The 26,381-nt window shown below is 54.0% G+C and carries 24 protein-coding genes; 14 read left to right on the top strand and 10 right to left on the bottom strand.

What is annotated here, in order from left to right; translation table 11 throughout:
- Positions 1–16 precede the first annotated feature (16 nt).
- Both J5067_RS12565 and J5067_RS12560 read right to left on the bottom strand, forming a co-directional pair.
- A complete protein-coding gene (locus J5067_RS12565) occupies positions 17–2,143 on the bottom strand; it encodes a peptidase domain-containing ABC transporter (protein WP_264651236.1) in 2,127 nt (708 codons plus the stop codon).
- Positions 2,136–3,407, bottom strand: a complete 1,272-nt coding sequence (locus J5067_RS12560) for an HlyD family secretion protein (RefSeq protein WP_264643935.1) — start codon at positions 3,405–3,407, stop codon at positions 2,136–2,138. Before J5067_RS12560 ends, J5067_RS12565 begins: the two co-directional genes overlap by 8 nt.
- Positions 3,408–3,989: 582 nt before the next feature.
- Between J5067_RS12560 and J5067_RS12555 the strand changes: the two genes are divergently transcribed.
- Entirely contained in the window at positions 3,990–4,166 is a 177-nt protein-coding gene (locus J5067_RS12555) for a hypothetical protein (RefSeq protein ID WP_264643936.1), read from the top strand.
- 534 nt (positions 4,167–4,700) lie between these two features.
- On the top strand, positions 4,701–5,027 hold the full coding sequence (locus J5067_RS12550) for a microcin (protein WP_264643937.1): 327 nt from the start codon (positions 4,701–4,703) through the stop codon (positions 5,025–5,027).
- 83 nt (positions 5,028–5,110) lie between these two features.
- Here the strand turns inward: J5067_RS12550 and J5067_RS12545 are convergent, their stop codons facing one another.
- A complete protein-coding gene (locus J5067_RS12545) occupies positions 5,111–6,733 on the bottom strand; it encodes a Na/Pi cotransporter family protein (RefSeq protein ID WP_264643938.1) in 1,623 nt (540 codons plus the stop codon).
- Between the two features lie 874 nt (positions 6,734–7,607).
- On the opposite strand from J5067_RS12545, the gene J5067_RS12540 reads away from it, so the two are divergent.
- The 6 genes from J5067_RS12540 to J5067_RS12515 all read left to right on the top strand — a co-directional run bounded on the left by J5067_RS12540 (position 7,608) and on the right by J5067_RS12515 (position 13,026).
- Positions 7,608–8,279, top strand: coding sequence for a nucleoside recognition domain-containing protein (locus J5067_RS12540; protein ID WP_264643939.1), 672 nt, complete (start codon positions 7,608–7,610; stop codon positions 8,277–8,279).
- Complete coding sequence (locus J5067_RS12535) at positions 8,269–8,745, top strand: YjiG family protein (protein ID WP_264625432.1); 477 nt, start codon at positions 8,269–8,271, stop codon at positions 8,743–8,745. The genes J5067_RS12540 and J5067_RS12535 overlap by 11 nt, the downstream gene beginning before the upstream one ends.
- Before the next feature lie 82 nt (positions 8,746–8,827).
- Positions 8,828–9,931, top strand: coding sequence for a M20 peptidase aminoacylase family protein (locus J5067_RS12530; RefSeq protein WP_264643940.1), 1,104 nt, complete (start codon positions 8,828–8,830; stop codon positions 9,929–9,931).
- Between the two features lie 126 nt (positions 9,932–10,057).
- On the top strand, positions 10,058–10,891 hold the full coding sequence (locus J5067_RS12525; protein ID WP_264643941.1) for an ABC transporter ATP-binding protein: 834 nt from the start codon (positions 10,058–10,060) through the stop codon (positions 10,889–10,891).
- On the top strand, positions 10,888–11,664 hold the full coding sequence (locus J5067_RS12520; RefSeq protein ID WP_264651235.1) for an ABC transporter ATP-binding protein: 777 nt from the start codon (positions 10,888–10,890) through the stop codon (positions 11,662–11,664). The genes J5067_RS12525 and J5067_RS12520 overlap by 4 nt, the downstream gene beginning before the upstream one ends.
- Before the next feature lie 24 nt (positions 11,665–11,688).
- Positions 11,689–13,026 carry an MATE family efflux transporter gene (locus J5067_RS12515; RefSeq protein WP_264643943.1) on the top strand — a complete coding sequence of 446 codons (1,338 nt, stop codon included), beginning with the start codon at positions 11,689–11,691 and terminating at the stop codon, positions 13,024–13,026.
- Positions 13,027–13,070: 44 nt separating this feature from the next.
- Here J5067_RS12515 and J5067_RS12510 read toward each other — a convergent pair whose 3' ends face one another.
- Positions 13,071–14,651: a methyl-accepting chemotaxis protein gene (locus J5067_RS12510; RefSeq protein ID WP_264651317.1), complete on the bottom strand. Its 1,581-nt coding sequence runs from the start codon at positions 14,649–14,651 to the stop codon at positions 13,071–13,073.
- Positions 14,652–15,055: 404 nt separating this feature from the next.
- On the opposite strand from J5067_RS12510, the gene J5067_RS12505 reads away from it, so the two are divergent.
- Positions 15,056–15,775, top strand: a complete 720-nt coding sequence (locus J5067_RS12505) for a YafY family protein (RefSeq protein ID WP_264651234.1) — start codon at positions 15,056–15,058, stop codon at positions 15,773–15,775.
- A 75-nt stretch (positions 15,776–15,850) separates the two neighbouring features.
- Complete coding sequence (locus J5067_RS12500; RefSeq protein ID WP_264651233.1) at positions 15,851–16,234, top strand: VOC family protein; 384 nt, start codon at positions 15,851–15,853, stop codon at positions 16,232–16,234.
- Between the two features lie 68 nt (positions 16,235–16,302).
- On the opposite strand, the gene rhaM is transcribed toward J5067_RS12500, so the two are convergent.
- The 4 genes from rhaM to rhaB all read right to left on the bottom strand — a co-directional run bounded on the left by rhaM (position 16,303) and on the right by rhaB (position 20,338).
- Positions 16,303–16,617 (bottom strand): L-rhamnose mutarotase, encoded by a 315-nt coding sequence (rhaM, locus tag J5067_RS12495; protein WP_264628922.1) that lies wholly within the window; start codon positions 16,615–16,617, stop codon positions 16,303–16,305.
- Positions 16,618–16,775: 158 nt separating this feature from the next.
- Positions 16,776–17,600 carry a rhamnulose-1-phosphate aldolase gene (gene rhaD / locus J5067_RS12490; RefSeq protein ID WP_264643946.1) on the bottom strand — a complete coding sequence of 275 codons (825 nt, stop codon included), beginning with the start codon at positions 17,598–17,600 and terminating at the stop codon, positions 16,776–16,778.
- Between the two features lie 6 nt (positions 17,601–17,606).
- Complete coding sequence (locus J5067_RS12485) at positions 17,607–18,869, bottom strand: L-rhamnose isomerase (RefSeq protein ID WP_264651232.1); 1,263 nt, start codon at positions 18,867–18,869, stop codon at positions 17,607–17,609.
- Positions 18,866–20,338 (bottom strand): rhamnulokinase, encoded by a 1,473-nt coding sequence (rhaB, locus tag J5067_RS12480; protein WP_264651231.1) that lies wholly within the window; start codon positions 20,336–20,338, stop codon positions 18,866–18,868. The genes J5067_RS12485 and rhaB overlap by 4 nt, the downstream gene beginning before the upstream one ends.
- A gap of 334 nt (positions 20,339–20,672) precedes the next feature.
- Between rhaB and rhaS the strand changes: the two genes are divergently transcribed.
- Together rhaS and J5067_RS12470 are read left to right on the top strand one after the other, a co-directional pair.
- Positions 20,673–21,512 carry an HTH-type transcriptional activator RhaS gene (rhaS, locus tag J5067_RS12475; protein ID WP_222159318.1) on the top strand — a complete coding sequence of 280 codons (840 nt, stop codon included), beginning with the start codon at positions 20,673–20,675 and terminating at the stop codon, positions 21,510–21,512.
- Positions 21,513–21,545: 33 nt separating this feature from the next.
- Positions 21,546–22,388: a helix-turn-helix domain-containing protein gene (locus J5067_RS12470; protein ID WP_264643949.1), complete on the top strand. Its 843-nt coding sequence runs from the start codon at positions 21,546–21,548 to the stop codon at positions 22,386–22,388.
- A gap of 10 nt (positions 22,389–22,398) precedes the next feature.
- On the opposite strand, the gene J5067_RS12465 is transcribed toward J5067_RS12470, so the two are convergent.
- Positions 22,399–22,929 (bottom strand): DUF1440 domain-containing protein, encoded by a 531-nt coding sequence (locus J5067_RS12465; protein WP_264643950.1) that lies wholly within the window; start codon positions 22,927–22,929, stop codon positions 22,399–22,401.
- 345 nt (positions 22,930–23,274) lie between these two features.
- Positions 23,275–24,309, bottom strand: a complete 1,035-nt coding sequence (gene rhaT, locus J5067_RS12460; RefSeq protein ID WP_264643951.1) for an L-rhamnose/proton symporter RhaT — start codon at positions 24,307–24,309, stop codon at positions 23,275–23,277.
- Between the two features lie 303 nt (positions 24,310–24,612).
- Between rhaT and dgoD the strand changes: the two genes are divergently transcribed.
- Both dgoD and J5067_RS12450 read left to right on the top strand, forming a co-directional pair.
- The gene (gene dgoD / locus J5067_RS12455; RefSeq protein WP_222159322.1) at positions 24,613–25,794 is read left to right on the top strand and encodes a galactonate dehydratase; all 1,182 of its coding nucleotides are present in this window, start codon (positions 24,613–24,615) and stop codon (positions 25,792–25,794) included.
- A gap of 66 nt (positions 25,795–25,860) precedes the next feature.
- Positions 25,861–26,358, top strand: a complete 498-nt coding sequence (locus J5067_RS12450; protein ID WP_264643952.1) for a TIGR00645 family protein — start codon at positions 25,861–25,863, stop codon at positions 26,356–26,358.
- Positions 26,359–26,381: the final 23 nt, after the last annotated feature.

Genomic DNA, 26,381 nt, shown 5'->3' with positions numbered 1-26,381 from the left:
CGCGTTCGGTATGCCATTAGGGCATACCGACTATTTTCCCCTCTGGGCCGAGGGTGATTACCCTATCGGCACTGGCGAGCGTCGATTCTCGATGTGCAATGATAATCCGGGTAATGTTCATCTGCCTGATCGCCAGATTAACAAAGGCTTCGCTTTCTTTATCCAGTGCGCTGGTGGCTTCGTCCAGAAAGAGAATGCCCGGTTTGCGATAGAGCGCGCGAGCGATAAACAGGCGCTGTTTTTGCCCCCCGGAAAGCCCTTCACCCAACTCCCCAATCAGGGTTTCATAGCCCATGGGTAATGCCATGATGGTGTCGTGAATATAGCTGGCTCTGGCACACTCCATCATCCAGGCGTCATCCATCTCTTGCTCAAAGCCGCAGATGTTCTCGCGTATTGAGGCGCTGAACAGCCGATCTTCCTGCAATACGCACCCGATCATTTTGCGGTAATTGTTGACGCCGATGTGCTGAATATCGTTGCCATCGATCAGGACTTTGCCGGATTCCGGCGTAAACAGCCCGCACAGCACTTTCATCAGCGTTGTCTTGCCCACGCCAGAGGGGCCGGCGATCGCCACGCTTTCCCCCGGCGCAATGGTGATATTCAGATCGCAGAATATCGGAGCAGAAAGGCTGTCGTAGCGAAAGCTCAACGCTTGCGTGGTTAATGCGAGCGGGCGCATGTCAGCATGAGCGCTGATAGTGGGCATGATGGTCTCTTGCTCGCTCAGTGCGATATCGCTGATGCGCTCGTTGTGCAGGCCCATCATGCGCAGTTGCAGAATAAACGCCACCAGCGAGGCAATGCGGTCAGAAAATTGGCTGCGAAAAGCCGAGAACGCCACAAACATCCCCAGGGTCATCTGATTATCGATAACCAGATCGATACCTAACCACAGGATCACCACTTGATCACAGGCGGCGATAAAGGTGTTTACGCCGCCGAACAGCAGATCCATCCGGGTGATGCGGATACCGGTATTGAGAGTGTCAACTTGCAGATTCAGCCAATGGGTGTGTCGCCGTTCGCACATGCCTTGCATCTTGATGGTGGCAATGCCGTACAGCGTCTCCATAAAATAGGAGTTGGCGCGTGCGCTTCTGACCAGCGCTTCTTCAGACAACTGGCGATAGTAGCTGTAAGTGGCGAAACGGGTGAGGATATAGATAAAGGTAAAACCGACCACCCACAGCGTCAGGTGGCCGCCATACAGCAACATCATGATCAATACGCCTATCACCATGATGCTATCCATAATGGCACCGACCACGCTGGCGGTGAAGGTGGCTCGCAGCGTGTCGAGGGAGCCAAAGCGCGAGTGGATATCTCCCAGTTTACGCTTTTCGAAATAATCCAGCGGCAGATGCAGCAGGTGCATAAACAGACCTGATTGCCATTGCACGTTGATCAGCGTTCCCATCACCAGGGATGACCAGGCGCGAACCATACTGATAGCGGCCCGCAGCAGAATAAAAAAAACCAGCGCAAGACAGATCAAGCTCAATAACCCGCGATCGGCAGCAGGAAGGGCATGATCCATCACCAGTTGCGTACCAACCGGGACGATAAGCGTAATGGCTTCGATGACCAAAGAGAGACAAAAGATCTTTATCAGTGCCCCTTTGATCCCGTGCACGCTGCGGACCAACTGCCAGGCGCTGAGGCGCTTTGTGACCTTTTCTGCCTTGAACTCGCTGCCCGGCCACACCTCCAGCGCGACCCCGGTAAAACAGCGTGATATCTCGGCCAGCTCAACGGTGCGACGCCCCTGTGCCGGATCGTGCACCACAAAGCGGTTATGTTTGGCGCTGACCAGCACAATAAAATGGTTGAAGTTCCAATGCAGGATACAAGGGGTTTTCAGTGCTTCAAGCTCGTGCAGATCCACTGACAGCGCACGCGTTGTCATTCCCAACTGTGCGGCGAAGTCGTTTAATCCGGCAAGCGTGGTGCCACGGGTGGAGAGCCGGAACCGTTGGCGCAGGGCGCTGAGATCGATATTTTTACCGTAGTAGCTACAGATCATCGCCAGACAGGCCAGTCCGCATTCAGCAGATTCCGTCTGGTGCAGCATCGGGAGTCGACGGCGCAGCCCCAGATCCAACTGATCGATAATGCTGTTGCGCCAGCGGTTATTCATGCACCGGCCCTGTGGCACTGTGTTTCATGTCGTAAAAAGGTGCCAGCATCCACTGGTATATTTTCCGCTTTTCGAGAAACAACGTGGTTTGCGCTTTCATCCCGTTTTCCAAGTAGAGCGTTTTCCCGCTGTAATGAATCATTTGTTTATCCGGCCGGACCAACACCTTGTAGTAGGGGATTGCAGCGGCTCGGTCAGTCGGTGCGCCCTGATAAGTTTGCATTTCCTGCTGTGAGGCAGGCGCTTTTGAGATCAGTCGCACCGTGCCGGAAAATTGGCCAAATTTTTCAGCAGGAAAGGCTTCATAGCGAATATTGACGTTGTCGTTGATGGCGATGTAAGGCACTGCATCGTTAGGCACCCAGATCACTAAATAGTACGCGGAGAATTTATCCGGCATGATTTGCAGCAGGCTGTCGCCCACGTTAATCATCTGTCCCACGCTAACGCTTAACGAGTCTATTTTCCCGCTGGATAACGCGCGAATTATAATTTCGCCTTCTGCATCAGCATTCACCAGTTCTTTCTGTAATTCATAGCGTTGTAATTCCATATGATAAATTCGGTTATCAAACTCGGCTTCCTGCGTACGCAAATCACTTTCCAGTCCGGTGATTTTTAATGCATTTTGTTCATTCTGGGTGCTCAGACTTAGCAGGTTATTTTGTTGTTGGTAATAAAGTGCTATCTGATTGGTTAACTGATCTTTGTTAATCAACCCTTTCATCTGATAGCGGCGATAATTCTCCATATTGGTTTTCATGATGTTTATGCCCTCTTCAGCGCGTGTCAAAATAGCAGAGGAGCGTTTAAGTGCATCACTGTATTGTGATTTTTGTTTATTTAATGCATCTAATGTGGATAATTTACTTTTTTCAATGCGTGAGATGATATTGGCGATACGCACCAGCTGATTTTCAATGTCCTTACGGTGGTTATCACTGACAACGCCACTGCGGGTACTTTTACTTACATCAATACGATAGAGCGGATCGTTTTTTTTAATGTCTTGCCCTTCGGTAACATATTTCTTCACAACAAAGCCCTGTACACCTGAATAAATACTTACAGGACGAGGATGCGTGCTGATTTCTCCCCCGACATTGACGCGTCGGGTGTAAGTGCCAACAGTGACAAAGATAATAAAAGAAAACAGAAAGAACAGGCAAACCAGCGCGGTTAACCAAGGAGACATACCTGGAAATAAAATGGCTTTTCCCTGCCATGGCATTTTTCTGTGTCCCAACGCTTCCTTGCGAAACACGCATACCTCTCAGCATATTATGTTATCGACTACAGGGGCTAAACTTTCGAAAAACGCACATATTTAATATAGGGTGCGCTATAGCATAGTTAATCCCCTTCTGATGTCAATGTTATGGGGGGAAATTCATTTTTTTATCAAATTAGTGGTTGATTTAATAAATAAATAAAGAAAAATTAAACCTCTTTCAGAGAAGTTCTGTCAGGATGGGATAAATGAAGTTAAAACGAACAAAAACGTAACTAAAGATACATTGCATTTCCTCATTCTCTTGTGCACCTATCGATGCCTACTCATCAGATTTGGAGCGAAAAATGTTATCAGGTATTTTTTCTCCAGTGTGGTTTTCAGTCATGTCCTATATTATTTTTTTGCGCAAGCGAAAAACCAAAAAGCATTTTGTTCATATTTCATTTATTGTATTTATGTCCTGCTTTAATGGTTTTTTTTATCCCTTGTTCACAGATTTTCTAAACGATAAAGACATTCATTTTTCATTGGCAACGAGTCTGGTTTCTTCATTGGTAGCAATTGTTTTAAATATGATAATTTTCCTTTTAGTTATATTAAACAGGAGGTCGTATGAGAGAAATTGACGAAAATATGTTGATAAATGTATCAGGTGCAGGTGGGGATCAAGCAGATAAGAACCAGCAACTACTCAACACACTTGGTTCAAGCATGGCGTGGGGGGCGGGGGTGGGCGCAGTGACCGGCCCTGGCGGTGCAGTAGTGGGGGCGCTGTTTCCTTTATTTTAAAGGTTACATCGCCCCAGGTGACGCAAGCCGAGTTCTGCATCCTTTAGTGTCAAATGAACAGGGTAGAATTTAATTTTTTTATCAAGTCAGTGATTAATTTAATAAATAAAGAAAAAATTAAACAAAAATTAAACCACTTTCAGTGAAGTGCTGGTTGCAGAGGGGGAATAACGCTAGAATGAACGAAACTCGTAACGAAGATACATTGCATTTCCTCATTCTCTTATGTGTCTATTGATGCCTAATAGTCAGGCTTGGAGCGAGAAATGTTATCAGATATTTTTTCTCCAGTATGTTTATCAGTGACGTCTTACATTATTTTCTTACGTAATAGTAAAACTAAAAAAAATTTATTCTATATTTCATATAATGTATTTACGTCCTGTTTTATTGGGTTTTTTTATCCCTTATCAAGGGATATTCTACACGATACAGATACTTATTTTTCACTGGAAACAAGTCTGGTTTCTTCATTGGTGTCAATTGTTTTAAATATGATAATTTTCTTTTTGGTTATATTAAACAGGAGGTCGTATGAGAGAAATTGACGAAAGTATGTTGATAAATGTCTCGGGTGCAGGGAATGACCAAGCGAGCAGTAATAAAGAATTGCTCAACACGCTGGGAGAAAATATGGCGTGGGGCGCCGGATTTGGCGCCGTCGGCGGTATCGCTGGCGCTGCCGGCGGTGCTGTGAGTGGTGCGGTACAAACCGTTGTGCAGGAAGCGGTTAAACACGGCCCGGTCAGCGTGCCGATCCCCGTGGTGCCGATGGGTCCGACCTGGAACGGCAGCGGCGGTGGCGCGTCGCCCTGTGTCATGGATAAAGAACTGGCAATCTCACGCCCTCAGTCGTGTTGAGTCGGTTAGTGGTATAACATTTATCGCAGGATGAATGTGCAGGAGGGCAGCGTTTTGCTGCCCTCCTGTCGTTGTGACAACGATTATTCTGCTGAATCTTCCGGGTCTGGCTCCAGCACATGATACGCCACGGCACAGAACAGCGAATTCAGACGCCGGATATCCCCCAGCAGTCCCATATGCAGCGAGCTGGTTTCCAGGCTCTGTGGGTTTTGCTGATGCAGGCGTTCCACGTGAGCGTGTGAGTAGCGACGACCCAGCAGAATCAAACGGTGTTTGGCACGGCGCAGGCGTTTGGCGTTGGTCATGTCTCCGGTGAGAAACACTGACATCGCCAGCGAGAGGGAACTGGTGAGGCGTTGATGCAGCGCCAGCAGTTCCTCCATGCCCTCGGAGGATAAGGAAAGCCGGGCATCCAGCGCCTTGTTAGTGAACGACGACGAAATATGCTCGAGAATACCGCCCGCCTGTTTCAGGTTTAACGCCGTATCGATCACTTCCGCCCAACGGCGCGAATCTTCCTCTCCCAGGTCGTCCTGACGAATTTGCGCCAGATAGAGCTTGATAGCGCTGTGTAGCATATCCGCCTCTTCATCAAGGCGGCTGATCTCGCGTTTTTGCTCTCTGTCACCCAACAGCACCAGCCTAAAGCGCTCCAGCATTTGCGCGACGACATCGCCCAGTCGCAGCGTTTCGCGTACCGCATTAGCGAGGGCAAGCGAAGGCGTGTCCAGCGCGCTGTTGTCGAGATAACGCGGTGCGGCGGTGGCGTTATTCATATCCTCATGGGGCACCAAACGGCGACACAGACGCGCCATGCTGGTCACCAGCGGCAGCATCAGCAGGCAGCGCAGCAGGTTATAGACGACATGAAAATAGATAACGGCTTCGTCGGAGGCAACGTCCGTGCTGCTGATCCACAGTGCAAGCGGTGCCAGCCAGGGCAGAATCAACACGCAGCCGATGATCTTGAACAACATACTGCCGAGCACCAATTGTCGGGCGCTGGCACTTTGTCCGCGTCCTCCGAGTATTGCCAGCACACCGCTGCCGAGGTTGGCACCAATCACAATGCACAGCGCCATTTTCAGCGGAAGCAGCGCGGTTGCTGCCAGCGTCGCCGTCAGCAGCACAGCGGCAAGGCTGGAATAGCTGACCATGGCGAACACCGCCCCCAGCAGCAGTGCCAGCAGCGTGTCATCAGAAATGGAGGTAAAAATCACCAGAATGGCGCTGGAATGGGTGATGGGGGCAGCAGCAGCGACGATCAATTCCAGCGCCAACAGGATCAATCCAAGGCCGATGCCCACTCGCCCCAGTTGGCCGACACGGGCCTTGCGGTTGGAGAGAAATGCCACAATCCCGCAGAGCAACAGCAGAGGAGAAAGCCAGCCTAAGTCAAACGTCAGGATACGCGCCATAAGCGCGGTACCGACATCTGCCCCCAGCATAATCACCAATGCAGGGGAAAGCGCGATCAGTTGCTGCGACACAAAAGAGATGGCCAGCAGCGCGGTGGCGTTACTGCTTTGTACCAGCGCTGTTACGCCGAGACCGGCCAAAAATGCCATGCTGGTTTTCTTGATGCTGGCACTCAATATACGGCGCAGGTTTGCACCATAAACTCGCATAATACCCGTGCGGACGATATGGGTTCCCCATACCAGCAGTGCAACGGAAGAGAGCAAATGCAGCAGCGTCAACATAGTCTATCCTGATGAATATTGTGGTTCGAAAACAAGCGGTGCTGATGGTTTATTCAGCGTGCCATACCGCGATATACTAACGAAGTGTATCACAAGCCCCGTGAGTATTTTATTTTATTCTAAAGAAATGCGCAGGAAGTAGAATTAATCTCTGTTTGGATAGGGTTTATTTAATCGTTTTTACTGATTATCAGATTCCGCTCTGATTACAATATTACAAATCACCAACATAATGATGAGAATAATGCTGTACCCGCAAGACGCGGAATTTTTCGCCCCCGGTTATCGGATTGACATGTTATTTTTTTCTGCCAAAAACGTGCAGAGGAAAAGTTAATTTGTTCAATATATTCAATGCTAAAAGCCCATCCAATTTCTGCATGCGGTATGCAAATTTGGTCTTTTTACCCTAACGCTTTATGTTTTAGGCTGCCATTGGCGTGGCGGGAAAGCTGATTTGCTTTTTCGGCAAGACTTTCATGAGAATAAGCCTTGACAAGCTTAGGGGAAATAAAAAAGGATAGGTTGCTGCAATTGACTGAGCATCATCCATCGAGATGCATGTATAACGTTTATATCCGTCATATTTTACCTTGCAGGTGCGTTGGCTGTGTTCACTTACCCGAATCACTTACCGGGTTAACCCTCACTTGCCATCTTCCTGCAACGTGAATTATTCGGGTATACAAGGCCTAAAACGGGCTTTGTTCTATAACGGCCCCGCGTCTTATTCCGTTATCAATCTCAGCAATATTTCTGGCGTGTGCTGCACGCTGGTCGCAGTTTTTTTCTTCATTTGTCACGGCATCAGCGCGGGAAAGCGGCGTTGAGCGTGGCTTTTTCACCAACGCAGGGGATTCAAAAGGGGATTTGTATGTCAGAAGAGATCGCGCAGCCAACGGCGCAGCGTGCGGGCCTGTTTAGAAAATTGGGGCCCTATATCGCGCTGGTTGGGGCGATTCTGTTTTTCTCAGGGCTGTTTTTCAAGGTCGATGGGCTGAATTGGCTGGGTGCCTTCGATTTCACCACGTTGGGCGGTAGCTTTGGTGCCATCAAAGAGGGTGGAACCTTTATCGGCGCGGGTGGCATCAGCGCCAAAGCGGGCTTTATCTTCGCCCTGTCGCTGGTGCCTACGGTGATGCTGGCGTTGGGCGTGCTGGAAATCTTCACCCACTACGGTGCCATCCGCGCGGCGCACCGTCTGTTGACGCCGCTGCTGCGTCCGCTGCTCGGCATTCCCGGCCTGACGGGGCTGGCGATGATCACCGATCTGCAAAGTACTGACGCCGGTGCGGCGCTGACCAAAGAGTTGAGCGATCGCGGTGATATCACGCAGAAAGATTTGGTGATCATGAGCGCATGGCAGTATTCCGGTGCCGGGCTTATCAATAACTACTTCACGATTGGTTCCGCGCTGTTCCTCTCGATGACCGCACCGATTGTGATTCCGCTGGTGCTGATGTTCATCATGAAATTTGTCGGTGCTGCGCTGGTACGCGTGGTGCTTAACACGGTTTATCGCAAGGATTTTCAGAATGAGCAATAACAGCCCCGCCAAGGTGTCCAATAACCCGTTTGATATTTTCGTGGTGGGGGCGCGTAAAGGCTTCAATATCGCTATCAACAACCTGTTGCCCAACGTGCTGATGGCCTATGTGATCGCGGAAATTCTGAATTTGCTCGGCATCATGGCGCTGCTGGGCAAGGTGTTCGCACCGATCATGGGCCTGTTCGGCCTGCCCGGCGAAGCGATCACCGTGCTGCTGACCTCCTGGCTTTCCGCCTCGGCGGGCACTGGCGTTGCCGTAAGCCTGCTGTCCAAAGGCACGCTGGATGGTCATATGGTGACGATTCTAGCCCCGGCTATTTTCCTGATGGGCTCACAGTTGCAGTACATGGGCCGGTTGCTCGGGGTGGCGGATGTGCCGAAGAAATACTGGCCGCTGCTGATGCTGACCAGCATTATCAACGCCATGATCGCCATGTTGATCATGCGCGTGTTTTTTGCCTGATGCTGTCGATGCCGGTACGGTGGTTACCGACCGGCATGATTGATCTCCTGCGGGACGCACAAAGAGAAAAGAGAGCGTAACTATGTCCATCGTATTAGAGCATTACAACTACCTGCACACCATTCCAGAGCTGGGTTTTCAGGAGTTTAAAACCTCGGAGTACCTTGCCAGCAAAATGGAAGCGGCAGGGTATCGCGTCACGCGCGGTATTAACGGCACGACCGGTATTGTGGCGGAATTAGACAGCGGCGTGCCCGGTCCACTGCTGGCACTGCGCGCGGATATGGATGCGCTGGGGCACATCATCGACGGTGAGCATTGTGCACGCCACACCTGTGGGCACGATGCGCACTCCTCGGTAGTATTGACGGCAGCGCAAGAGATTATTCGCGAAGGTATCGTCAAAAAAGGCCGCCTGCGCATTCTGTTCCAGCCGGCAGAAGAGCTGGGCACGGGTGCCATTGCCATGGTGGAAGGCGGCGCGCTGGACGGTGTGGATATGATTCTCGGTTTCCACCTACGCCCTGTCGAAGAGTGCGTGCTGGGCGAAGCGGTACCTGCCATGTACTACTCTGCCAGCAGCACCTTTGAAGTGACCTTCCACGGCAAACCGGCGCACGGTGCGCGCCCGCATCTGGGGGTAAACGCATTGGAGGCCGCCGCACAGGCGGTGATGGCGGTTAAAGCCATTCCACTGCCGCCGCACCTGACCTGGAGCGTCAAGGCAACCCGTTTCCTGTGCGATGCCGGTGTGACCAACTCGATTCCGGACCGCGCCACGGTGTGCTGGGATTTGCGTTCTGCGCAGAACGACCTGATGCAAACGCTGAAAGAGAAAGTCAAACTGGCGATTGAGCACAGCGCCGCTGCGCTAGGGGCAACTGCCGACGTGGTACTGACCAAAGAGATTCCGGCGGCGGAAATTCATGATGAAGCCACCGCGCTTATCAGCGACGCTATCGTTGATGTGCTTGGCCCGCAGGGGCTGACGGAGCCGAAAAGCACCGCTGGCGGTGAGGATTTCTTCTTCTATCCGCGTCTGCGTCCCGAGGTGAAAGCGGGCTTTTGGGGATTGGGTACCAATCTGAAACCCGGCTTGCATCACCCGGATATGCATTTCGATCTCAATTCACTGGAAGTGGGCGTTCGCGTGTTTAAACGCTGCGTAGAGAAAGCATTAGGCTAAATGCATCCAACGCCCCTGACGGGGCGTTTTTCCCCAATTAATCCCCGTTTTTTTGATATTGCGCCGCCGCGTGTTGGGCGCTATCTGCTAGTGTGTGCCAGACACGTTTTATCAGGACGCACTGCTGTGAATACCCCGTTGTTACAGGTCGAACATCTTGAGGTCGCGCTGGCACAGACATCGCGTGCGCTGCTGCACGATGTGTCATTTTCGCTGGCACCGCATCGTTGCCTCGGGGTGATCGGGGAGAGCGGCAGTGGAAAAAGTCTGCTGTGCCGCGCTCTGCTCGGACTGCTGAATACCGCTTTTGTTTGTCGAGGCACCCTGCGCTTTGCTGATGATCAACCTCTGGGGTTTCATGATGCCGCGCTGCGCCGCTATCGCGGACGGGACATCAGCCTGATTCCACAACATCCGATGACAGCGTTCGATCCGCTGCAACCCATTGGCAAACAGATGGTGGAAACCCTGTGCGCGCATCTGGCGTTGCGGCCCGGTGAGGCCAAAGAGAAGGCCATCGCACTGCTGCAACAGGTGCGTCTGGAAAATGCGGCTAAGCGCTTTGATGATTACCCCGCACAGTTGAGCGGTGGCATGTTGCAGCGGGTGACGATTGCCATTGCGCTCGGGTTGGCTCCGCGCCTGCTGATTGCCGATGAACCCACCAGCGCGTTGGACGCCGTGACGCAGGCAGAGATCGTACAGTTGTTTGCTGAACTGCGCTCGCGCAACGCCATGACGCTGCTGTTTGTGTCTCACGATCTGGGTGCCATTCAGCGCCTGGCAGACAGCGTGATGGTAATGTATCAGGGGAGGGTGGTGGAGCAGGGCGAAACCGATGCGGTGCTGAGCCATCCCCACCATGCGCATACCCGTTATCTGGTGGAGGCGCGGCAGGCGATGTTACGCCGCTACGCCCAGTGGGCTCCGCCTGTTGCCGCGCAGGAGGAGAGGGCATGAGTGTCTGGCTTGAGGCGCGCAATGTGAGTCAGCGCTATCAGCTGCGCGCGACGGGCGAATGGCAGGCTGCGCTGCAATCCGTCTCGTTCAGCATTGCACGCGGCGAATGCGTGGGGATCGTCGGTGCCAGTGGCAGCGGGAAAAGTACGCTCGGGCGCGTGTTGCTCGGCCTCGAGCGCCCGGAGGAAGGCGAGGTAATACTGGCGGGCACGTCGCTGTATGCAACATCGAGCCTGTGGCGGCGCGGTATCGGCAACGGTGGGCGGGTTGGTGCGGTGTTTCAGGATTATGCTTCCTCGGTAAATCCATTGATGTGCATTACGGACATTGTGGCCGAGCCCTTGCGGTTACAGCGGCGGTTAGGTCGAACGGCGGCGCGCGAACGCGCTGGGGCGTTATTACACCAGGTGGGATTGGACGACGCGCTGGGCACTCGCTATCCGCACCAGCTTAGCGGCGGTCAGATGCAGCGCGTGTGTATCGCGCGCGCCATTGCCTGTGAGCCTGAACTGGTGGTGTTGGATGAAGCGGTTAGCGCGCTCGATGTGGCGGTTCAGAGACAAATTCTTGATTTATTAGCTGAGTTGCGGCAACGTCTGGGCTTAACTTATCTGTTTATCAGCCACGATCTCACCGCCGTGACCTATTTGTGTCAACGCGTGTTGTTTTTGCATCAGGGCCGAATCATTGAACAGGTGAATGATATGGCGGCACTGGGGCAGGTTCAGCACCCCGCTGCTCGCCGCCTGTTAACGTCGGTAATGGCGTTCTGACGCTGCTTGAGGTGCGTTTTTTCCATGTCCTCCCCCGCTCCCGCACTGGCTCGCGTAAGCTATGTCAGCTATCTGGCACTGGTATTCCCCTTTGTTATTTCTACGCTGACCACGCCGTTACTCGGTGCGGTGGATACCGCACTGGTGGGGCATCTGCCCGATCCGGCTTTTATTGGAGGTGTGGCGATAGGCGCGGTGATTTTTAGCACCCTCTACTGGCTGTTTGGTTTTCTGCGTGTGAGTACCACCGGTTTTACTGCGCAGGCGCTGGACGATCCGCGTTTGCTGACCAGTGCGCTGTTTCGCCCGCTGCTGATGGCAGTGGTCATCGGTCTGGTTTTTGTGGCGTTGCAGCAACCCATTTTCTCGGCCAGCATGGCCTTGCTCAAACCGGATGCCGCCGTGCGCCAGCACGCCCATGATTTCTTTTTCATTCTAATCTGGGGTGCCCCTTTTACGCTGGTGAACTATGTCTGTCTGGGCTGGCTGATGGGGCGTTTGAAAACCCGCGCCGTGCTGCTTAACCAGATTGGTATCAATGTGCTGAATATGGCACTGGCGCTGTGGTTTGTGCGCGGGTTGGAATGGGGCGTGCCGGGCATTGCCAGCGCGACGCTGATAGCGCAAATCAGCGGCACGCTGTTGGGCTTGCGTCTGATTTATCGCTATCTGACGCCGGACAAGGCCGCCATGTCGCCTGCCGCTTTGCTCTCCTGGCGCGAGTTCAAAGCCATCATGATGGTGAATGGCGATCTGATGCTGCGCACGGTATGCCTGCTGGTGGTGACGAATCACTTTGTGGCAACGGGCGCGTCCTTTGGCACAGAAATGCTGGCCGCCAACGCGGTGCTGTTTCAGATTCACTATTTGATGGCGTATCTGTTTGACGGTTTTGCCAATGCGTCCAGCGTGTTCAGCGGGCGTGCTCGCGGTGCTAACGACGCCGACCACTTCCGCCAGACCTTGCGCTATTCTGCGCTGTCTACGCTATGGATGTCGGGGTTGCTGGCGCTGTTATGGGCCTGGCAGGGCGACAGCGTCATCGGCTGGTTTACCCATCAGGCGGAGATTGTGGCGCTGTGTCAGCGTTATAGCCTCTGGCTGATGGTGTTTCCGCTGTGCGGCGCGGCAGGCATTATTTTTTACGGTGTGTTTACCGGCATTACCTACACCGCGCCAGTGCGCAATTCCATGATGCTGGCACTCATGGCATGGTTTGCCGCGTGGTATTTTTTGGTGCCGGTGTACGGCAACCATGGTCTGTGGCTGGCGTATCTGGCGTTTAGCCTCGGACGTTCGGGCTTTTTACTGCTGTGGTTGCCCGGTGCGAGCCGTCGTCTCAACCACGCGCACGCCGTATAAATCAAACGTCCCCTTCCACGCGCGGTGGAAGGGGATACTGCCGATTAGCGCAAGCGCAGCGCAGACGCTTGTTCAACACGGAAGAAGCGCACGGCGTTACGTAACTGCTCACCTTGCTCGGTCAGTGATTCTGCTGCGGTCGCGGATTCCTCTACCAGTGCCGCATTCTGCTGAGTGACCTGATCCATCTGATCGATGGCGACGCTGATCTCTTTGATCCCGATGTGTTGTTCATCAGATGCCATCGAAATATCCGCCACGATTTTGGATACCTGATTGACCGAATCGACCACGTCGGTCATCGCCTTGCCCGCTTTGTCAGCCTGCTGCGAGCCTTCGGTGATCTTCTCTACCGTGCCTTCGATCAGCGCTTTAATTTCCTTGGCGGCATCGGCACTTTTCTGTGCCAGCGTGCGCACTTCACCGGCAACCACGGCAAACCCTTTGCCTTCGCTACCGGCACGCGCCGCTTCCACCGCCGCGTTCAGTGCCAGGATATTGGTTTGGAAGGCAATGCCCTCGATCACGGCAATAATGTTGACGATCTTTTGCGAGCTGTCAGAGATTTCCTGCATCCGCGCCAGCATATCGTTAACGATGTCACCGCCCTGTGACGCGGTATCAGAGGTTTTCTGTGCCAGCGAGCTGGCTTCGCGGGCGTTATCCGCATTTTGTCGTACCGTTTGAGTCAATTGCTGCATGTTGGACGAGGTTTGCAGCAGTGAAGCGGCCTGTTCTTCGGTGCGCTGCGACAGGTCACTGTTGCCTTGGGCAATCTCATTTGACGCCATGGTGATGGATTCACTGCCGTCAATAATATTACGCACGGTATCTGCCAGTCGCTGATTCATATGGCTGATGGCTGCCAGCAGACTGTGGTTGTCCCCGGGACGCAGGGTGATGGCCGTCAGCAGGTTACCGGTAGAAATTTCATTCATGATCTCCATGGCATAGCGCGGCTCGCCGCCCAACTGACGGGAGATACTGCGTGAAATAAACAACGCCAATACGCACGACATCACCACCGCCAGTAACAGCATGCCGAGCAGGGTGTATTTCGCGTCCTGATACCCTGCGCTGGCCTCACGGGCTGCGGCATTGCCTTTCTCAACCTCCATGTCGACCAGTTTTGCCAGGTCTTTCATCAGTTGGCTGCGGTATTTTGACGATACTGCACCACTGATACGGGACGCTTCCTCCAACTGACCTTTGCTCACCGCAGCGATCACGTCCTGATTCACGGCGCTGAATTGCCCGAAGCCTTCAATAATCGGGTCTAACAATGATTTCTGACCGCTGGCGGTAAGCAGCCTGGTATAGCTGTCCAGCGCCCGTTGAAAGATAGCGGTATCTTCCAGTAATTCAACGCGATGTCCTTCACGCTCTTTGTCCGTGGTCGAGGCGATATATTGAATCTGTTGCAAACGAATCTCGGACAGCGTGCCCCGCATCTCCAGCGTGTAGCGCACGCCGGGCAAGCGGCTATCACGGTAGGATTCGATATTCTGGTTGTTGAGGTGTAACTGATACAACGCTGCGCTGCCGAGCAACAACATCAGTACGATCAATATTGAAAAACCGGAAAGCAGTTTGGTTAGCAGTGAAAGCTGAGACAGTTTTTTCATCATAATAAAATACCAGGCGGGGAATGTTACTCAGGGTAACGGCAACCTGGAGGAATTCTTTATCCGAATTAAAATGCTGCGACACTTTTTTGTTTCTTTTTACATGTTCATCAAAAAACGCGTTTTTTTCGATTGATTTTTATTGCCTTTCAGCGATTGTTGCGGGTGTTTCAAGCGGTTGTGGCGTGGCCTGTTGCGCGGTGTAGATAAAACAGACAAATAAATAAAAACTCGCAGTGAAATTAAAAAATAATAGGTGTGATCATTATTGCCATAATAAGCATCAAGTAAAAACAATAAAAATAAGGCCTACTTATTTTCCCACTTACATCATCAGAAATGTCATGATGAGATAAAGCAGCGCATCATGGCGCTAAACGGTACTGCTATACAGAGAGTGTGTTATGTCGCGCGCGCAACGCTTACTCGCGTTATTACAGCTATTACGCCAGCACCGCTTCCCGGTGAGGGGAGAGCAGTTAGCCGAGCAGCTTGGCGTTAGCCTGCGCACGCTCTATCGCGATATCCGCACGCTGCAAGCGCAAGGAGCCAGCATTGAGGGCGAAGCGGGCGTGGGCTATCTGCTGCGTCCCGGGTTTATGCTGCCGCCGCTGATGTTCTCCCCTGAAGAGTTGGAAGCCCTTGCGCTGGGAGCCCGTTGGGTGAACGAGCGAGGCGACGGCCATCTCGCGGCCGCCGCGCAATCGGCGCTGGGGAAGATCGGCGCGGTGCTTCCACAGCCGTTGCACTATGTGATGGAGCACTCGGGGCTACGCGTTGGCCCAAGCGAAGCGTATAAAAGTGACGATGACGTGATGTACCAACTGCGGTTGGCGATTCGCCATGAGCAGCGGATAGAGATTGCCTATTGTGACCTTAAAAACCGGCACTCAACGCGCACGCTATGGCCATTAGCATTAGGCTACTTCGATCAAACGCAACTGCTGGCGGCCTGGTGCGAGCTGCGGCAGGATTTCCGCCACTTTCGCACCGATCGTATCGCAACGCTGACGCGTTTGCCCGATCGCTTTCCCAAACGTCGTGAGCAATTGCTGCAAGCCTGGCGAAAAAGTGTGTTTGATACGGAAACGCCGCCGGACTCAAAGCCTACTGACAGAAACTGACACCCGATACCGCTAACGTACTCCCTGGCCTGATGCCGCTTGCGCAGGCCCTATCATTGTGACAAGGAGTACGTGATGACTTTTGCCCCGAACAGTCTGATCCTGTATGTGCAGGATGTTGATGTCAGCGCCCGTTTTTATCAAACCTTGCTTGGTGCGCCGCCGCTGGAAACCTTCCCCGATTTCACCCTGTTTGCGCTACAGCCGGAATTCTCACTCGGCTTACAGTCGCGTCAGGGCATATTCCCACCGCCGCAGCCGCAGGTGGGTGGCACCGAGCTGTGCATGAGTCAGGCGACGGACCGCGATGTGGATGCGCTTTACCGCGCGTGGGTCGCACAGGGCGTCACCATCGTGGCTGAACCGACGCGTCTGGAGTTCGGTTACACCTTTGTGGCGCAGGATCCGGATGGTCATCGGCTGCGGGTGTGCGCCACGGATGTCTCGCACTATCAGTAGACGATAACGCCTGATGTGATAACGCCGCGGCGTAATGGTAGCGTCGCGGTGTTAACCAAACGCTCTGTTTAATCGAGGTAAAATACCGGTTTCAGTTCGTCGCTCACCGGGCTGTTATCCGGGTTGGCGGGCATCACGTCGCTCATGTGTTTCCACCAACGCTGGCAGACGTCAGTCTGTGCCACCGCATCCCACTGCGCTTGCGACTCGATTTCAACATAACCAAACAGCAGATGACGTTTTTCATCAAGAAAGATGCTGTAGTGGTGCGCGCCGTGCGCCTTCAGCACCTCGGCCAGCTCAGGCCATATGGGGTTGTGGCGGCGTTGGTATTCGTCGTGACACTCCGGGAATACCGACATAACAAAGGCTTTTCGTAGCATGGGGAACTCCAATAAGTCACTGAACTGGACTCTTTCACCTGTCTCGGTCATGCCCGCAAAAGCGGGCATCTCCTACAGACGATATGCATTCCTTCTGTACGAGGTCCCCGGCTTGTGCCGAGGACGACAACAGTGTGGGTTGAGGAGGGGATGAAGCGTTATACCTTCAGTGCCGCTTCCATCGGTGTGACGCCAAAGCGTTTGCCCAGCGCAATCAGCTCTTCCGTGGTGATGGTCTGCTTTTTGCCGCCCATGGAACGCACTTTTACCATCACTTCTGCCGCTTTTTCGGCGGTGTCGATCAGGCCAAAGGCTTCGTCCAGCGTCGGGCCGGTACCGAAGATGCCGTGGAACGGCCACAGTACCAGCGAGTGAGACTGCATTTGCTCCGCCGTTGCAGTGCCAATGGCGTCGGTGCCCGGCACCATCCACGGCACGATACCGACGCCGTCAGGGAACACCACCAGACATTCGGTGCTGCCTTCCCACAGCTCGCGGGTAAAGGCGGCGCTGTTCAGATCCAGCACATAGCTCAGGGCAATCAGGTTGGTAGCGTGGCAGTGCATGATGATGCGATCGCGTCCCTGGCTAGCCGCCATGCGCACGATGTGCGACTGGAAGTGCGCCGCCAGCTCAGAGGTAGGTAAACCGCCGCCGGTCAAGCCCCAGAAAATACGGTAGCCTTTGCCATCGTCATCCACCTGCAATAACACCAGCGTATCCGCCGGATCTAACTGCACGTTGCGAAAGAACTTGCCCGAACCGGTCACGATAAACCAGCAGCCTGCCAGCTCCGGCATCGCCAGTGACAGCGCTTCGTGGCGTGGCGTCGGGGTAAAATCGCTTTCATAGGGCGTGACGTCTTTGGCATCGAGGCGCAGGCTGACGTTGCCGCCATTGCGTTCGTCCCAGCCTTTGAGCCACATATCGGTGGTGGCTTTAATCATGCCTTGTACAAACCAGGAAGACAGAATTGCTTGCATAATCACTTACCCTTGACGTTGACGAAGAATGGTTTGTTCATAATGGCGTACCTGTTGCAGCCATTCGCTGCCCGGCGTCACATCGTGGCGCTGGCAGTAGTGTTCCCACACGGCTTGCCACGGCAGCGATTTCTGCTCTTCCAGCAGCGCCAGACGTGCGGTGTAGTCGCCCTCTTGTTCCAGTTGGCGCAGTTGCTCGGTGGGTTCCAGCAGGGCGCGCAGCAGCGCTTTTTTCATGTTGCGCGTGCCGATGACCCAGGCGGCAACGCGGTTGATGGAAGCATCAAAGAAATCGAGGCCGATATGCACGCGGTCGAACAGGTTGTGGCGCACGATCTCATGGGCGATGGCTTGTGTTTCGTCGTCCAGCAGCACCACGTGATCGCTGTCCCAGCGTACCGGGCGGCTGACGTGCAGTAACAGGCGCGGTACGTACAACATGGCGCTAGAGATCTTGTCGGAGATCACTTCCGTTGGGTGGAAGTGGCCGGCATCAAGGCACAGCGCGGTGCCGCGGCTGGTGGCGTAGCCAAGATAGAATTCGTTGGAGCCCACGGTGAAGCTCTCTGCGCCGATGCCGAACAGCTTGCTTTCAACGGCATCAATGTGGTGTTGCGCATCCAGCGGCTCGGCAATCACTTCATCCAACGCGTTTAACAGGCGCTGGCGAAATGCCAGACGATCGATGGTGAGATCTTTCATGCCGTCCGGCACCCAGATGTTCATCACGGAAGGCGTGCCCAGCTCGCGGCCAAAATAGGCCGAGATACGGCGGCTGGCCTGACAGTGTTCAATCCAGAAACGGCGCACGTTCTCATCCGGATGGGAGAGAGTGAAGCCGTCGCTGCTGAGCGGGTGCGAGAAACAGGTGGGGTTAAAATCCAACCCTAAATGCTGTTCTTTGGCCCAGGCCACCCAGCGGCTAAAGTGTTTCGGTTCGATGGCGTTGCGTGCGACAGGTTCATCGGATTCCAAATAAATCGCATGCAGATTCAGACGCTTCGGTCCCGGAATCAGGCGGAACGCCTGCTCAAGGTCGGCGCGCAGTTCATCGGCGGTGCGCGCTTTGCCCGGATGGTTGCCGGTGGCGGCAATACCGCCGGTGAGTGCACCTGCGGACTGCTCGAAGCCCACCACATCGTCCCCTTGCCAGCAATGCATCGAGACGGGGATGTTATCCAGTTGCTTCAGGGCAGCCTCGACATCAACGTTGAGCGCGGCATAGCGCGCCTTGGCCAACTGCCAGGCCGATTCAATGGCGGTATTCATACGGTAAGCTCCTCAGTGGCGTGGCACAGCGCCTCAAAACGGCGCCAGTGTCCGGCAAAATCGTCAATAGGACGGGGGATATAACGTTGTAATGGAAAGCTCTCCGCCAGTTGCTGGCGAAAAGCGGTAAGATCGGGTACGGCGTCAAGCGCCATCAGCTGACAGCCAATATTGCCGAGCGTCGAGGCTTCCACCGGGCCTGCCAATACCAGTATCTGGCAAACATCGGCGCAGAGTTGGTTGAGAAACGCGTTCTGACACCCGCCGCCCACAATGTGCAACTGGCGTAGCGGTGTGCCGCGCAGTTCTCCCAACTCCAGCAGGACGCGACGGTACAGCAGTGCCAGGCTGTCAAAGATGCAGCGGGCGAATTCGGCCTGGGTAGCGGGCTCACTCTGCTGGTGCTCGCGACAGAAAGCGCGAATGGCCTCACACATCGACGGCGGATTGATAAAACGATCGTCATTCGGATTGATTAAACGCGTGAACGGTGGCAGTGCGCTGGCATCGCGAATCAATGCGGGCAAATCAGCAATGTTCATCTCCAGCGCCACGCGTTGCAGTAACCACATGCCCATGATGTTTTTCAGGACGCGGTAGCTGCCGTTGATGCCGCCTTCGTTGGTAACATTTGCCGCCAGTGCGCGCGTATCGTGGTAGGGCACATCGCTTTCAATGCCCATCAGCGACCAGGTGCCGGAGCTCAGGTAGGCGCTGTCGCCTTCGGTCAGCGGCGCGGCCACCACGGCGCTGCCGGTGTCGTGCGTGGCGACGGTAATCACCGGAATGGCATCGCCTGTCGGAGAGGTCCAGGCACCGAGCGTTTTTCCGGGTTGTGCTGGGGGACTGAACCACCTGGCGGGCAGATCGAGCCACGCCAGTAGCGACGCGTCCCAGTTTTTGGTGTGCAAATTGAGCAACTGGGTGGTGCTGGCGTTGGTGTACTCGCAGCCGACGCTACCAGTGAGGCGGTAGTGGAGATAGTCCGGGATCATCAGAAAATGGGCAATGCGGTCGAGGTTTCCGGGGTTGGCGCTGCGCCAGGCTTTCAGTTGATACAGGGTATTGAACGGCAGAAACTGAATGCCGGTCAGATGATAGATATGCTCGGCACCGAGTTCCGCAATGGCGTGCGCCATTACGCCATCGGTGCGGTGATCGCGGTAGGCATAGGGCAGATCGACGCGTTCGCCGGCGGCATCCAGCAGCACATAATCCACGCCCCAGCTATCGATGCCGATGCTGTCAGGGCGGATGCCGCTGTCGGTGATGCGGTGCAAGCCGGTGAGGATTTCCTGTTCCAGCGCATCGAGATCCCACAGATGGTGGCCGTCCTGTTCTACCAGGCGGTTGGTAAACCGATGGATCTCTTTGAGCGCCAGTTGCCTGTTCTCGACTTGCCATGTTGCCAGCATGACCCGGCCGCTGGAGGCGCCTAAATCCACTGCGACAATATTTTTCACCGCCATTGCCGTTCCTCTTTCACTGATTCATGTTGCGCAGTGTAAAGAGCCGGTAAGCGCGTCGCCTTCCAGTGAATGCCATGGGACAGAGCAGGTTGGCAAAATGGCAAAGCTGGCCGTGAAAGGCGTCACATTTCGTTGATATCAGTAGGTGTTATGCCGTGTCTTTTGCTCCTGTGATCCTAGCCACACTTCCGTGAATTGGCGGTGAAATCTTTGAAAAATGACGTCACCCTGAAAGCGAAACGTCGGGATTTGAAGGTGAAATCTCATCAGGGTGGGTAGGCTGTTTTCTATCGATGTTTGCATTGTTGCAAAGCAGAAAAACAGGGGGCTTGAAATGACGTTGCTACAAGGTGATGAGTTTTTCGTTTCTCGCTCGGTGACCGTTGCCGTGGAGCCGCGTGCGCCGCAACAGGCATTTCCTGAGCATTATCATGATTTTTGGGAAATTGTGCTGGTGGAGCAGGGGGCGGGCGTGCATGTTTTCAACGACCAGCCGTTTGCGTTATGCAGCGGTGCGGTGTTCTTTATTCGCGATAACGATCGCCACCTGTTCGAAGACGTTGATGGCCTGTTCCTGACCAATGTGCTCTATCGTTCGCCGCGCGGCTTTCGTTTTCTGTCTGATATCGCCTCCTTCCTGCCCTACGGGCCCAACGGTGAGTGGCAAGGGCAGTGGCAGGTCAATGCGCCGACCATGCAGCAGTTGAAAGGGCTGCTGGAACGCCTGTCGCTGTTGGCCCAGCGCGACACGCCGGAAGATATTGCCGCCAGCGAAAGCGTATTTCTGCAAATTCTGGTGCTGCTACGGCAAAAATGTTTCCAGACCCAGAGTTTGGATGGCGATCGGCACGGGGTACAGGCGCTGCTCGGCTGGTTGCAAAACAATTACTGTGAAGAGGTAAACTGGGGGGAATTGTCCGATCGCTTTGCGCTGCCATTGCGTACCCTGCACCGCCAGTTGAAGCAGAATACCGGCATGACACCACAGCGCTATCTCAATCGCTTACGCTTGCTGGAAGCGCGCCGTCGCTTGCAGCAAAGCGATGAATCGATTACGACCATTGCGCACGCGTGCGGTTTCAGCGACAGTAATCACTTTTCCACGCAGTTTCGCAAGGCGTTCTCTGTTGCACCCAAATCCGTACGTCAGCATACGGGGAGTGCTGCGGAATAACACAACGCCCGTGTAGGTGAGGTGAGTGTGACCATGACGCGCGGTTTAAAGCTGCAAACGGAAGACTATTTCCTTACCGATAAACAGGCGGTACGGGTGGCAGAGCGTCACCCTCAGCCTGATTTTCCCCTGCATCATCATGATTTCGAAGAGTTAGTCATCGTGTGGCGCGGCAACGGTCTGCACCTGTGGAACGACGTGCCCTACCGCATTACGCGCGGCGATCTGTTCTACGTCAGCGCCAACGATCGCCACAGCTATGAGTCGGTAAACGATCTGGAACTGGACAATATCCTGTTTGTTCGCGATCGGCTGACGCTGCCCGCAGACTGGCATAACCTGCTGCCGGGGGCTGACGTGCCGCAATCTCAGCGCTATTGGTGCCTGGGGTCGGCGGGCATGGATACGCTGCGCGACAAGGTGGATGATTTGGCGCAGGAGTGCATGAAGTCGGACACGCTGTCGTCGCAGCTTAGCGAAGTGCTGCTGTTGCAGATTGCGCTGTTGGCGCTGCGTTACCGCCATTTACCCGATAGCCCACAACTGGCCGATGCGCACCAGTTGGATTTGTTGATGCTGGCGCTAAGGGCCAGTATCGGTAGCCCATTCCGTTTTGATGCGTTTTGCCAGCAGCATGACTTTAGCGTGCGCGGATTGGGTGCGCGCTTTAAGCAGGAAACCGGGATGAGCGTGGCCCAATACCTGCGCCAACTGCGGTTGTGCAAGGCGATGGAGCTGTTGCGTTATGACAGGCAGACCATTGGTGAAGTGGCAGCGCAGTGCGGTTTTGACGACAGTAACTACTTCTCGGTGGTGTTCCATCAGGCGCAGGGCATATCACCCAGCGCCTATCGCCAGCGTTTTCTGGCAGGATGAACGGCTAAACTCAGCGCGCAGCCTCGTCCACATCCGGTGCGTGGGTAATACGGTTACGCAGATCGCGGCGCACAATTTCCACCAGCCAGAAGCAGAACATGTGGCCGAAAATTTCGGAGAAGTGTTCAGCGAACGGCTGATCCCACGGTGCCGGTACGGTGCCCATCAGCGGCAGCAGGAACACGTGGAACACCACGTGCAGCACCAGGCCATACAGCGCACCTTGCCACAGTTTGATCTTTGGCCACACTTCCGCCACCACGCAATAGATCACCGCGAACGTGATAGAAAAGCCGAAGTGCATGATAAAGCTCATGATCGGACGAGGGTTGCCGTTGTACAGGTAGCTCAGATGCGACATATCGAAAGACATGCCCATTTGCTGCAACAGTTGCTGCGGTGGGTTGGTCAGGTCACGCAGGGGCGTACGCGGCGGGAAGGGAATCTCCCAGCCAAATTTAGCCAGCGCACAGACCACACCGGCAATAATCCCCACTAGCAATGCCACCAGAATTTTATCCCTTGTGGTGCGTAGTTGCATTTCTCTTTCTCCTTGAATAACGATTTTTACCGCAGTTTATTTCTGAAAATAGCGCCAATTGCCATAGACAATAGCGCTGTAACTAAATGATTTGAGAGGATAATACGCCTGAAGGGATTTATTTTCTAACGTGAAATAAAGGCGGGATTTTCATAACTCATTGTTTTATAGGTAAAACACCGATGTTGCATAATGTTTGATTATGTAAGCATTATTGACCATGTGACATTATCTTGTTGTTATGGCTGAATATTGTTGCGACTTTTACGACGGATGGTGCAATGTTGGTAGGGTGTTACACGCCGCTCCGGCGGTGTCTGCCTCCGAGAGCGGCATGTCATAGTATCAGGATGCCATGCCCATCCCCACGATATTGGCTGCGAGAATAATGATCAGCCCGCCCAGCACCAGCACGCTGACCGGTTTTTTCCCTACGTTGTTCCACTCTTTCAGTAACAGCCCGACAATGCCGCCGCACAGCACGTAGAAGCTCATGTGCAGCATCCAACTGAGGTAGGTGTAATCGGCCGGAATATTGGCGTGGCCCCAGGCGTAGAAGAAGAACTGCAAATACCACATCACCCCGCCGAGAATGGAAAACAGCGCATTGGTAATAAGCAGCGTTTTGGCCTGTGACAGATCGGCTTTAATCGAGATGGTGGGGCTCATGGCTAAACGCAGGAAACAGAAACCCAGGTTGACGATGGCACCGCCGCCCATAATCACCACGTAGCTTGGCAGTGCCACGTAGAGTGGGTTAAGACCCAGCGCCTCTGCTGCCTGATGCATCGGCTTGGCCGCATCCATGGCGAATGACATACCTGCGGAAAAAATCCCGCACATTACGGCCAGTATCAATCCCTTCTTGAGATTGAACTCTTGAGCACGAATGCCAAGCGCACGCTCTTTCAGTAAACCGGCGTAGCTCACCACGCCCACGCCAATCAGCGCCACGCCTACGCCGACCAGGCTTAACTGCCCGCCGGTGGTGCCAAACAGTTGCATAAATTTGCCTTGCAACAGCGGGGTCATCAGGGTGCCGATTATCAGAGTAATACCGATGGCGATACCGATACCGAGCGACATGCCGAGGTAGCGCATAGTCAACCCGTAGTTGATATTGCCGATGCCCCACATGGCACCGAACAAAAACACTGGCAGCAAGGTAGAAAAACTGAATGAGCCGAAATAGCCCCAGAAATCGGGCAGCAGCAGGGCACTGATGCTCCAGGGCAAAATAATCCAGGAGAAGAAACCGCCCAATGACCACATGGTTTCCCATGACCAGTGACGGACCTTTTTGAACGGGGCATAGAAGCAGGCCGCGCTGGCAGCACCGACAAAGTGCCAGAAAAGCCCGAGGAGAATTGCGCTATTCATAGAACCCTCTTGTTTTCATTCTAATCAGAGTAGGAGTACGTGTATCAACGCATCGCGGGGGATGGTTCGATAGGGCAAGTGTAAAAAGTGAACGAGCGGGCGACCTTCCGCTCCATGCCACCACCAGCAGGTCACACGGCAAGATGCGAAAGGTGAATGCCACTGGCGTCACAAAAATAACCAAAGGAAAGAATGAAATAGCGTTTCAAGTGAAAGGGTGTTTAAGCATTGACGAAGCACGGCACGCTCGGGTTATGCTAAGGGTTTGGGGTCCCCATCGGGCTGAAAGTGGAGTAATGCAACGTGAAAATTACGGATGTCAAAACCATCCTGGCGAATCGCTACCTGTTTGTAGAGATTCACACCGACGAAGGTCTGGTCGGGATCGGCGAGTCAGGCACCTGGGGGTTTCTGGATGCCTCCATGGGGGCGGTGGAAGCGCTGAAAACCTACCTGATCGGACAAGATCCGCTGCGTATTGAGCATCACTGGCAGTATATGTACCGCTGCTGGCATTTTCGCGGTGCGGCCATCATGGGGGCGATCAGCGCCATCGACATCGCACTGTGGGATATTGCGGGCAAATTCTACGACACCCCGGTTTACAACTTGCTGGGCGGTCGCTGCCGCGACAAGGCGCGGGTTTATGCCCATGCCGGGGGCAAAACCACGGAAGAGACCATCGCCAACCTGAAAAAGATGAAGGCACAGGGATTTACCGCGATTGGGCACCTGACGCCATTTCTGGATGAGTCGCGCGGCGATCCCTATTTCATCACCCATGCGAAAGAGATCGGCGAAGCCATTGAGCGCATTGGCGCTTATCGCGAAGCGGTGGGGAATGACGTCGATCTCTGTATTGAAGTGCATCGCCGACTGAAACCGCACGATGCAATTGTATTTGCACAGGGCATCGCGCCCTATCTGCCTTACTTTATTGAAGATCCGATTGGTGCCGATAACTTTGATTCGATGGCGCAGGTTGCAGACAAAATCAACGTGCCGATTGCTACCGGCGAGCGTCTGAACAACCTGCAAGAGTTTGCCATGCTGATCAAACGCAATGCGGTTTCCTATGTGCGGCCTGATGTGTGCATGTGCGGAGGCATTACCGGTGCCAAGAAAATCGCGGCGCTGGCCGAAGCGCACGACCTGATGGTGGTGCCGCATAATCCGCTCAGCCCGGTTTCTACCGCCGCCTGCTTGCAAATTGCGGTAAGCATCCCCAACTTTGCCCTGCTGGAATATCCCGGCGACGACCAACCGGCACTGTCGGAGAAATTTGGTGCCACCGGCGTGGAAAATGGCGTATTGAAGCGCGATGTGGTCAAGAGCACCTTCAAGTGCGTTGACGGTTTTATGGAGATCCCCACGGCGCCGGGCATTGGCATCGAACTGGCGGATGACGTGGCAGAAAAATATCCCTACCGTCGCCGTCCGCTGAAAACGCGTCTTCATGTAGATGGTTCGGTGGTCGATCAGTAAACTGTGCGTTTTGCCGTCGCGTGCCCATTACGCGACGGTGGTTATTCACCTGCAAAAAGAAGAACTATGGAACGTTTTATTGAAAACCTGATGTACACATCGCGTTGGTTGCTGGCCCCGATCTATCTGGGACTGTCGCTCGGGTTGCTGGCGCTGATGCTCAAATTTTTCCAGGAAGTGTTTCACATTTTGCCAAACGTCTTTGCGTTGGCAGAGGCCGATCTGATCCTGGTACTGCTGTCGCTGATTGATATGACGCTGGTGGGCGGCCTGTTGGTGATGGTGATGCTGTCTGGCTATGAGAACTTTGTCTCGACGCTGAACATTGATGAGGATCGGGAGAAGCTGAGCTGGCTTGGCAAGATGGATTCCGGCTCACTCAAAAACAAGGTTGCGGCATCGATCGTCGCCATCTCTTCCATCCATCTGCTGCGCGTGTTTATGGATGCGCGCAACACGCCGGATAACAAACTGATGTGGTATGTGATTATTCACCTGACGTTTGTGCTGTCGGCGTTTCTGATGGGCTATCTGGATAAAGCAACGCGCCACGAAAAGAAGTGAGGTTAACGGTACGCCACTCTGGC

This window comes from Candidatus Symbiopectobacterium sp. NZEC151, from assembly GCF_025962655.1.
GTDB lineage: Bacteria > Pseudomonadota > Gammaproteobacteria > Enterobacterales > Enterobacteriaceae > Symbiopectobacterium.
This window is presented reverse-complemented; position numbering and strand designations above follow the sequence as displayed.